Below are 759 nucleotides of genomic sequence, written 5' to 3'. Positions count from 1 at the left end.
CATTCTCACCTTTTTCTGGAACAGAACCAGCAACTAAGTACACATTATTTTTTTTAGCTATTTCAGATAATAATAAATAAGATAACTCTCCTTCTTTCTCAGCGTAAATATGTATGCTAGATTTGTTATAATGGCATAAAAATATTTCTGGTAGAACAACTAACTCAGCACCATCCTTAACAGCTTTTTCTACAAAACTATTAGCTTTTTCTATATTTTTCACTTTATCTTTTTCTACATACATTTGAATAATTCCAACTTTTAATTCACTCATAGAACCACCCCTTTTTATATATGAATTTAATATTATAGTAGCATAGTAAACAAAAGTTTTAGTGTAGAAATATGGTGATGTAATCTAATAAATTAGATTAAGGAGAAGTCAATATGAGCATAAAAAATACATAAAAGATAAGGAGTTGTTATAATGTTAAAAAAAGCAATATTTGCAGGTGGATGTTTTTGGTGTATGGTAAAGCTATTTGATAGGTATGAGGGAGTTATAAGTATTAGATTAGGGTACACAGGTGGAGAGATTAGAAATCCAACATATGAACAGGTATGACAGAACCACCTTTTAAAAATGAATACAATGATAATTTTGAAGAGGGAATCTACGTAGATATAGTAAGTGGAGAAGTTTTATTTTCATCTAAAGATAAATTTAATTCAGGATGTGGGTGGCCAAGTTTTTCTATCGGAGTTTGGAGGAATAAGATTTTGCGTAAATTCAGCAGCAATAAAGTTTATACCGAAAGA

Annotated in this window: 2 protein-coding genes and 1 pseudogene; 2 read left to right on the top strand and 1 reads right to left on the bottom strand. The window is 29.4% G+C overall.

Translation table 11 applies throughout. The annotated features are described in order from the left end of the window. Window positions 1–274: nitrilase-related carbon-nitrogen hydrolase (locus RSC39_RS11940; RefSeq protein ID WP_332537446.1), on the bottom strand; the 274-nt coding region annotated here is incomplete at its 3' end. A 153-nt stretch (window positions 275–427) separates the two neighbouring features. On the opposite strand from RSC39_RS11940, the gene RSC39_RS11935 reads away from it, so the two are divergent. Together RSC39_RS11935 and RSC39_RS11930 are read left to right on the top strand one after the other, a co-directional pair. Then, window positions 428–565: a peptide-methionine (S)-S-oxide reductase gene (locus tag RSC39_RS11935; protein ID WP_332537444.1), complete on the top strand. Its 138-nt coding sequence runs from the start codon at window positions 428–430 to the stop codon at window positions 563–565. Continuing rightward, window positions 562–759, top strand: a pseudogene (locus tag RSC39_RS11930) (peptide-methionine (R)-S-oxide reductase); the annotation flags it as partial. The gene RSC39_RS11935 and the pseudogene RSC39_RS11930, both read left to right, overlap by 4 nt.

Source organism: Lactococcus sp., from assembly GCF_036648155.1.
GTDB classification, from domain to species: domain Bacteria; phylum Bacillota; class Bacilli; order Lactobacillales; family Streptococcaceae; genus Lactococcus; species Lactococcus cremoris.
The sequence above is the reverse complement of the archived record's forward strand: the minus strand, read 5'-3'. Positions and strand labels throughout refer to the sequence as shown.

Bases quoted from the DNA above. Each gene is read 5' to 3' on its own strand.
- RSC39_RS11935 (WP_332537444.1), top strand. From the start codon at position 428: ATGTTAAAAAAAGCAATATTTGCAGGTGGATGTTTTTGGTGTATGGTA.